This is a genomic window from Bacillus sp. JJ1521, assembly GCF_036965165.1.
Taxonomy (GTDB): domain Bacteria; phylum Bacillota; class Bacilli; order Bacillales; family Bacillaceae_L; genus Ferdinandcohnia.
This window is the reverse complement of sequence record NZ_JBALOX010000008.1, coordinates 19,114-26,646: the sequence shown is the minus strand read 5'-3', so window position 1 is coordinate 26,646 and position 7,533 is coordinate 19,114. Positions and strand designations below refer to the sequence as shown.

General features: G+C 38.5%; 6 protein-coding genes, 1 other RNA gene and 1 other annotated feature. Of the genes, 6 read left to right on the top strand and 1 reads right to left on the bottom strand.

Annotation, left to right across the window (positions count from 1 at the left end; translation table 11 throughout):
* Positions 1–38 precede the first annotated feature (38 nt).
* Entirely contained in the window at positions 39–479 is a 441-nt protein-coding gene (gene dtd, locus V7147_RS01670; RefSeq protein ID WP_335366121.1) for a D-aminoacyl-tRNA deacylase, read from the top strand.
* A gap of 47 nt (positions 480–526) precedes the next feature.
* Here dtd and V7147_RS01665 read toward each other — a convergent pair whose 3' ends face one another.
* Positions 527–2,317: an SH3 domain-containing protein gene (locus V7147_RS01665; RefSeq protein WP_335366120.1), complete on the bottom strand. Its 1,791-nt coding sequence runs from the start codon at positions 2,315–2,317 to the stop codon at positions 527–529.
* 136 nt (positions 2,318–2,453) lie between these two features.
* On the opposite strand from V7147_RS01665, the gene V7147_RS01660 reads away from it, so the two are divergent.
* The 5 genes from V7147_RS01660 (at position 2,454) to V7147_RS01640 (ending at position 7,466) form a co-directional block, all read left to right on the top strand.
* Positions 2,454–2,630 (top strand): hypothetical protein, encoded by a 177-nt coding sequence (locus V7147_RS01660; RefSeq protein ID WP_165439132.1) that lies wholly within the window; start codon positions 2,454–2,456, stop codon positions 2,628–2,630.
* A 93-nt stretch (positions 2,631–2,723) separates the two neighbouring features.
* Positions 2,724–2,982: a binding site (T-box leader), on the top strand.
* A gap of 239 nt (positions 2,983–3,221) precedes the next feature.
* On the top strand, positions 3,222–4,490 hold the full coding sequence (gene hisS / locus V7147_RS01655; RefSeq protein WP_335366119.1) for a histidine--tRNA ligase: 1,269 nt from the start codon (positions 3,222–3,224) through the stop codon (positions 4,488–4,490).
* Between the two features lie 11 nt (positions 4,491–4,501).
* On the top strand, positions 4,502–6,271 hold the full coding sequence (gene aspS, locus V7147_RS01650) for an aspartate--tRNA ligase (protein WP_335366118.1): 1,770 nt from the start codon (positions 4,502–4,504) through the stop codon (positions 6,269–6,271).
* Between the two features lie 64 nt (positions 6,272–6,335).
* Positions 6,336–6,527: non-coding RNA, 6S RNA (ssrS, locus tag V7147_RS01645), on the top strand.
* A 177-nt stretch (positions 6,528–6,704) separates the two neighbouring features.
* Positions 6,705–7,466, top strand: a complete 762-nt coding sequence (locus V7147_RS01640; protein ID WP_335366117.1) for a tRNA threonylcarbamoyladenosine dehydratase — start codon at positions 6,705–6,707, stop codon at positions 7,464–7,466.
* The last annotated feature ends 67 nt before the right edge of the window (positions 7,467–7,533 follow it).

The following is a 7,533-nucleotide window of genomic DNA, read 5'->3' as shown; positions in this document are numbered from 1 at the left end:
ATACGCTAAGGCGCATTTGATTTAAGGAGAATTTGATCATGAAGGTTGTTGTACAACGTGCAAGGGATGCGCGTGTAATTGTTCAAAATGAGGAAGTAGGTTCCATCAATAATGGGTTAATGCTTTTAGTCGGAATCACACACACAGATACAATTGAAGATATCAAATATGTAGCAGACAAAATTGTAAACCTCCGAATCTTTGAGGACGATGAAGGAAAAATGAACTTATCACTACTTGATGTAAAAGGGGACATTCTTTCTGTATCACAATTTACATTGTACGGAGATTGTCGAAAGGGAAGACGCCCCAACTTTATGGATGCGGCAAAACCCGAATACGCAGAAAAGATGTATGAGCTATTTAATGCGGAAATCCGCGAAAAAGGTGTAAAGGTAGAAACAGGTTCATTTGGGGCAATGATGGATGTTCAATTTACCAATGTGGGACCAGTCACCTTAATAATCGAAAGTAAATAAAAAATGCCTTAAAGCAAATTGCTTTAAGGCATTTTTCTGTAGAAAATCTACTTCCCTTTAAAATATTGCGCGAGGCCATAATAAATTCCATTCGAAACACTTTCTTGGAAATTATTTGTATTTACCGTATATTCTTCAGTCGTATTACTAATAAACCCTAATTCTAGTAAGACAGATGGGTTTCGGTTTTCTCTTAACACTTGAAAATTTCCTTGACGATGCTGTCTATTGTTGAAGCCAGTATTCTTAACAAGCTCCGATTGAATATTTGAAGCGAGTCCAACATCGATATTTTTATAATAATAGGATGTTACTCCCCGTACATTTCGGTCATAAATACTATCATAATGGATACTCACAAAGGCATCTGCATTTCGATAATGTGAGATACTTACCCTTGAACGCAAGCTAACATAATTATCACTATTACGTGTCATGACTACATTGGCACCTGACGCATTAAGTTTATCAACGACCATTTTCGCTGTACGTAAATTTAGATTTTTCTCGTAAGTCCCACTTACACCAATTGCACCACTGTCATTTCCGCCGTGTCCAGGGTCGATCACAATGGTTTTTCCTTTTAAATATTGGTTCACACCAGGACGTTCGACAATATTTTGAGCTCCATTAACGGAAACAAGCCAACCTGCAACATAACCGATTTTATTTCCAGGCAGGTTTATTTTATACCAGTCGCCTTCCTTAGTAACCATTGCAAAAGAATCGCCCTCGTTTGCACGAGCAACTACTGAATGTGAAGTAGATGATCCCGAACGAATATTTGTGCCATTGTATAGGATTTTTACTGAGGTTTGTCCTGTGCCTGGTGCTTCAGTTGTTGGTTTATCAATCTGAATGTCTAAATACCAGCTGGCAACCCATCCTTTAACTCCATTTGATAATATAATTCGGCTCCAATTATTGACTTCTTCCTCAATTGTTACCTTATTCCCTTGTTTTAGGCTTCCGACGATTTTTCCGGAAAGTGAACCACTATCTCGAACATTTAGGCTTGATGCTGTAACAGAACCAATTTTTCCTTGGTTTATTGGAGTTTGTGGTGGCGCAGCAGGCTGAGAAGGTTTTTCCTCTGTAGAAGAAATACCTGCAACGAACTCTCTATTTATCCAAGCAGAACTTCCGCCAAACCCTATTTCTAGCCAGTTTTCTCTCTCGTTCGTAATCGTAACATTTGCATTTTGCTTTAGCTTGCCAACGATTTTACCTTGCAAATTAGGTTGATCGCGCACATTTAAGATAGAAGCAGTAATAGTTCCAGTTTTTTTGGTAGAGCTTGAACTAGGGCTTTGATTCGAATTAGGTGTACCAGAACTAGATGTCTGCTTGGCCGTGACAAATTGTGAGGAAACCCAACCATTATGTCCATTAAAAGAAATTTTTGTCCAATTCTCATTTGCTTCAATATACCCGGCCTCGTTTCCTTTATTTATTGAACCGATTACTTGAAAGCTTGTTCCTGGACCACTCCTAAGTCTAAGTCCGTCCACGGTTGATACAACTGTAGATGACGAAGTGGTTTGCGATGAGTTGGATTGGTTTTCTTTTATAAGCCATGAAGCTACCCAGCCTGTTTTTCCTGAAGAAAGCTGTAGCTTAACCCATTCGTCTTTCCTTTCTATGATTGTATACTTTTCTCCTTGTTTGACCTGTGCTGATCTACCGTATGAGAGTCCAGGACCTTCTCTTACGTTTAAGACAGGAGTATTGATGACTGCGATTGATTGTGCATTTGTCAGTTTTCCAGGATTGGTTGTAACTGAAAAAATAATCGCGAGCAGGAACGCAAGTCCCATTTTTAAAATCTTGTGTAACACTTAAAATCCTCCTTGAGTAAAAAACATAGCTTTATAAGATTTCGCCATAAATAAAAAAATTCCTTTTATAAAAGAAATAAAATCTTGAAAAAGGGAAAGATACGTAATAGTTTAACATGAATTAGGAGTGATTCAGATGAGATTTAGCGAAAAAAGTAACAATGTTCAAAATACTGGTGGGAATGTATTTGGAGTAGATTTTCACGATTTTATTCAAAAAGAGCAGTCGTCTACATATGTAGAATTAGCGAGCGAATTTGGTGTTTCTGTTAGAGACGTAAGAAACTTAAAAAAGCAATTACATCGTTCCTAAGCGAATAAATAATTTAAAAAATTTGACGCTAAAACTTGACATGAACTGAGTTCATACGTATGATTATATAAAATTCTACATAAAATTTAATATTTTGAACCAGTGATGGGGAAAAGTAGATAAGAATACACACGAATAGAGAGGGAATGTCATAGGCTGAAAGCATTCTTACATGATGACTTATTGAACGAACACCTCGTAGGTTTCTCTTTGAAAAAGCAAATGCTCTAGTAGGAGTTGAACGTTTCAGGCGTTAACTGATCGAGTGAAGACTAGAAACAACCAATAAATCTATTGGGTGTTTAGTCTTAACTAGGGTGGCACCACGGGAATTATAGCTCTCGTCCCTACAATTTCAATTGTAGGGATGGGAGCTTTTTGTTATACCTTTATTCAGCAGAAGTACTGCTAAATAAAGGTATAGCCTTCGGCGGATGCCACAGATTTTCAAAGGTTATTTTTCTAGGATAAGATCAAAGACTAAAAACGCCATTTCCTGTGGCAACGTCTTTGTGACCCGCCTCGTGTGGGCCTAAAAAATCTGGGCGCAAATACGCCAAGGCACATTTGAATGAGTAAGGAGGAGTAAAAATGGTAAATATTCCTAGAGGGACGCAAGACATTCTTCCAGGTAATGTGGAAAAATGGCAATATATCGAGGAAAAGGCTCGAGATATCTGCAAAAGATTTAATTATAAAGAAATTCGGACACCAATCTTTGAACATACAGAACTATTTCTAAGAAGCGTTGGTGAAACGACCGACATCGTAACGAAAGAAATGTACACCTTCGAAGACCGTGGAGAACGAAGTTTAACACTACGTCCAGAAGGCACTGCAGCTGTTGTTCGCTCATATGTGGAAAACAAAATGTTTGGCAACCCAACACAGCCAACAAAGCTTTATTATTGTGGACCAATGTTTCGTTACGAACGACCACAAGCAGGGCGTTTTCGTCAATTCGTTCAATTTGGAGTAGAGGCATTAGGCAGCAATGACCCTGCTATCGATGCAGAAGTCATTGCACTCGCTATGGAAATCTACAAATCACTTGGATTGAAAAAACTAAAGCTTATTATAAACAGCTTAGGAGATATTTCTAGTAGAAGCGCACACCGAGAGGCACTAATCTCACATTTTTCTCCTAGAATAGATGAGTTTTGTTCAGACTGTCAATCAAGACTTGAGAAAAATCCAATGCGAATTCTTGATTGTAAAAAAGACCGTGACCATGAGTTAATGCATTCTGCACCATCCATTCTTGAATACTTAAACGAGGAATCAAGTGAGTATTTCAATAAGGTAAAATCCTACTTAACAGATCTACAGATTGATTTTGAGGTGGATTCAGGACTTGTTAGGGGCTTGGATTACTATAATCACACAGCATTTGAAATTATGAGTGATGCAGAAGGCTTTGGGGCAATTACGACTCTATGTGGCGGAGGACGTTACAATGGTTTAGTAGAAGGACTTGGCGGACCAGAAACACCAGGTATCGGATTTGCTTTAAGTATTGAAAGACTTTTAGCAGCCCTGAATGCAGAAGGGATTGAGCTACCAGTTGAAGAGCGAGTGGACTGCTATGTTGCAGCAATCGGGGATGCTGCGTCTGCAAAATCTGTATCGTTAGTAAATGAACTTAGAAAAGCTGGCTTAGTTGCTGAGAAAGATTATTTAAATAAAAAAGTAAAAGGCCAATTCAAAGCAGCCGACAGATTGCAAGCAAAATTTGTTGCAATTTTAGGGGATGAGGAATTAGAAAGAAGTGTTATTAACGTCAAAAACATGGAATCTGGAGATCAAGAGGAAGTCCAAATTGATCAATTTATATCATATTTACTTGAAAAAAGTCACTAGGAGTGGGAAACATGTTTGGAAGAACATATTATTGTGGAGAAATCACGGAGCAAGCCATTGGTGAAGAAGTAACTATAAAGGGCTGGGTTCAAAGAAGAAGAGACCTAGGTGGACTTATTTTTATCGACCTAAGAGACAGAACTGGAATCGTCCAAATTGTATTTAATCCTGAAGAATCTAAAGAAGCATTAGAAATTGCTGAGACTGTAAGAAATGAATATGTTTTGGATGTTGAAGGAATTGTTGTAGCTCGTAATGAAGCAACAATCAACAATAATATTATAACTGGAAAAATCGAAATCAAAGCATCTGATGTCAAAATCATAAATGAAGCAAAAACACCTCCATTTATGATTGAAGACCGTACAGAGGTTTCTGAAGATTTGCGTTTGAAATATCGCTATTTAGACCTTCGCAGACCAGCAATGTTTGAAACGTTTAAAATGCGTCATAATGTCACAAAATCAATTCGTGACTATCTTGACGGTGAAGGGTTCCTAGATATTGAAACACCAATTTTAACAAAAAGCACACCTGAGGGAGCGCGTGACTATCTTGTACCAAGTCGTGTACACCCAGGTGAGTTTTACGCACTTCCACAATCACCACAGATTTTCAAACAGCTATTGATGGTGGGTGGATTTGACCGTTATTATCAAATTGCTCGCTGTTTCAGAGATGAGGACTTACGTGCTGACAGACAGCCAGAATTTACACAAATCGATATCGAAACATCCTTCATGAGTCAGGAAGACATCATGGCCATGGCAGAGCAAATGATGAGTAAACTAATGAAGGATGTAAAAGGAATAGACATTGAGCTCCCATTACCTCGATTAACTTATGATGATGCAATGAACCGTTATGGTTCTGACAAACCGGATACTCGTTTCGAAATGGAATTAATTAATCTTTCAGAAGTAGTTAAAGACAGCGGATTTAAAGTATTCAGCAATGCAGTCGCAACAGGTGGACAAGTAAAAGCAATTAATGCAAAGGGTGCTGCTGATAAATATACTCGTAAAGAGATCGATGGTCTTACCGAATATGTGAATCGTTACGGTGCTAAAGGGCTTGCTTGGTTAAAGGTTGAAGAAGCTGAATTAAAAGGTCCAATCGCTAAGTTTTTTGATGTAGAAGAGCAAAAGGCTTTAAGAACGGTATTAGAAGCTTCGGCAGGAGACCTACTCTTCTTCGTAGCAGATAAACCAAATGTAGTAGCCGATGCACTTGGTGCATTACGTTTAAAACTTGGTAAAGAGCTTGAATTAATTGATGAGTCAAAGTTTAATTTCCTTTGGGTAACGGATTGGCCATTATTTGAGTTTGATGAGGAAGATGGTCGTTATTATGCAGCACATCATCCGTTTACAATGCCAGCTAGAAAGGATATTGAGCTACTAGAAAGCAAACCATGGGAAGTGAAAGCCCAAGCATATGACATTGTTTTAAATGGTTATGAACTAGGTGGAGGATCACTTCGTATTTTCGAACGCGATATCCAAGAAAAAATGTTCAAAGTTTTAGGATTTACAGAGGAAGAGGCAAAAGAACAGTTCGGATTCCTCATGGAGGCATTTGAATATGGGACGCCGCCACATGGTGGTATCGCATTAGGTTTAGACCGATTGGTCATGCTTCTAGCAGGTAGAACAAATCTTCGCGACACCATTGCTTTCCCTAAAACAGCAAGTGCAAGTGATCTTTTAACCGATGCGCCAGGCGAAGTAAGCAAAGCACAATTGACCGACTTGTATTTGTCGTTAAATGTTCGAAAATAGCGAACAAAACCTTATTAGGTCAACTTGTAAACACGTTTGCCGTGTGTTAATATTGTGACATTAAGAAGTCCTGATGTGTTTGTCGTATAACCTATTGTTTTGACCGAACAATAGATTATACGGGAGCCCGGAGTTTTCGTACTTGCGTAAATGCCTCATCTTTCGCTAATGGAGGACTTGCAAAAGTTGAAACAGGGTGCCCACCTGCGGTGAGCGGGTTCAAAACTAAGGCATCGACTGCACGATTGGGACTTCTATCGAATACCAAATACAAGACGAATCCCTGTTTATTTTTTTGTAAACAGGGATTTTTATGCCGAAAATACATAAATTCATATAGAAATTCTTGAAATTAGTCGAAGTATGTTATATTCTAATTCTGGTAAAAATACAACAAAGCTAAGTGAAATTGATACCTAATGGAGTTGAAGAAATGTTACACCAATTTTCACGAAATGAATTAGCAGTAGGAAAACAAGGGGTTGAAATCCTTAAAAATAGTACAGTAGCTGTCCTTGGTGTAGGAGGTGTTGGCTCGTTCTCGGTAGAGGGGCTTGCACGCTCTGGTGTAGGACGATTGGTACTGGTTGATAAGGATAATGTGGACATTACTAATATAAATCGTCAGCTGCCTGCTCTACTATCCACAGTTGGTCGGTCAAAAGTAGACATCATGAAAGAACGAATTGCTGACATTAACCCTGAGTGTGAAGTAATCGCACTTAAAATGTTTTATACAGAGGAAACATATGAGGAGTTTTTTAGCTATGACTTGGACTTTGTCATCGATGCTTCAGATACGATTATTTATAAAATTCATCTCATGAAGGAATGTCTTAAACGAAATATCCCTATCATCTCAAGTATGGGTGCAGCTAATAAGATGGACCCAACACGGTTTATGATTGCGGATATTTCTAAAACACATACGGATCCAATGGCAAAGGTCATTCGGACAAAATTACGAAAAGAGGGAATTCGTAAAGGAATTCCTGTCGTGTTCTCTGATGAGAGCCCAATTGTCATTCGTGAAGATATTCGTCAGCAAATTACTGATGAGAATGCTAAAATTCGTAAGGCAAAGATGCCACCGTCCTCAAATGCATTTACACCATCAACTTGTGGGTTGATAATGGGAAGTTATGTTGTTCAGGAATTACTGAAGGACATAAAGATAGCAAGAGTAAAGGACTAATAAAAAAACGTGGCCAAGGCGGCCACGTTTTTATTATGTCTAGTTCAAGGAGGTCACAAGCCAATCG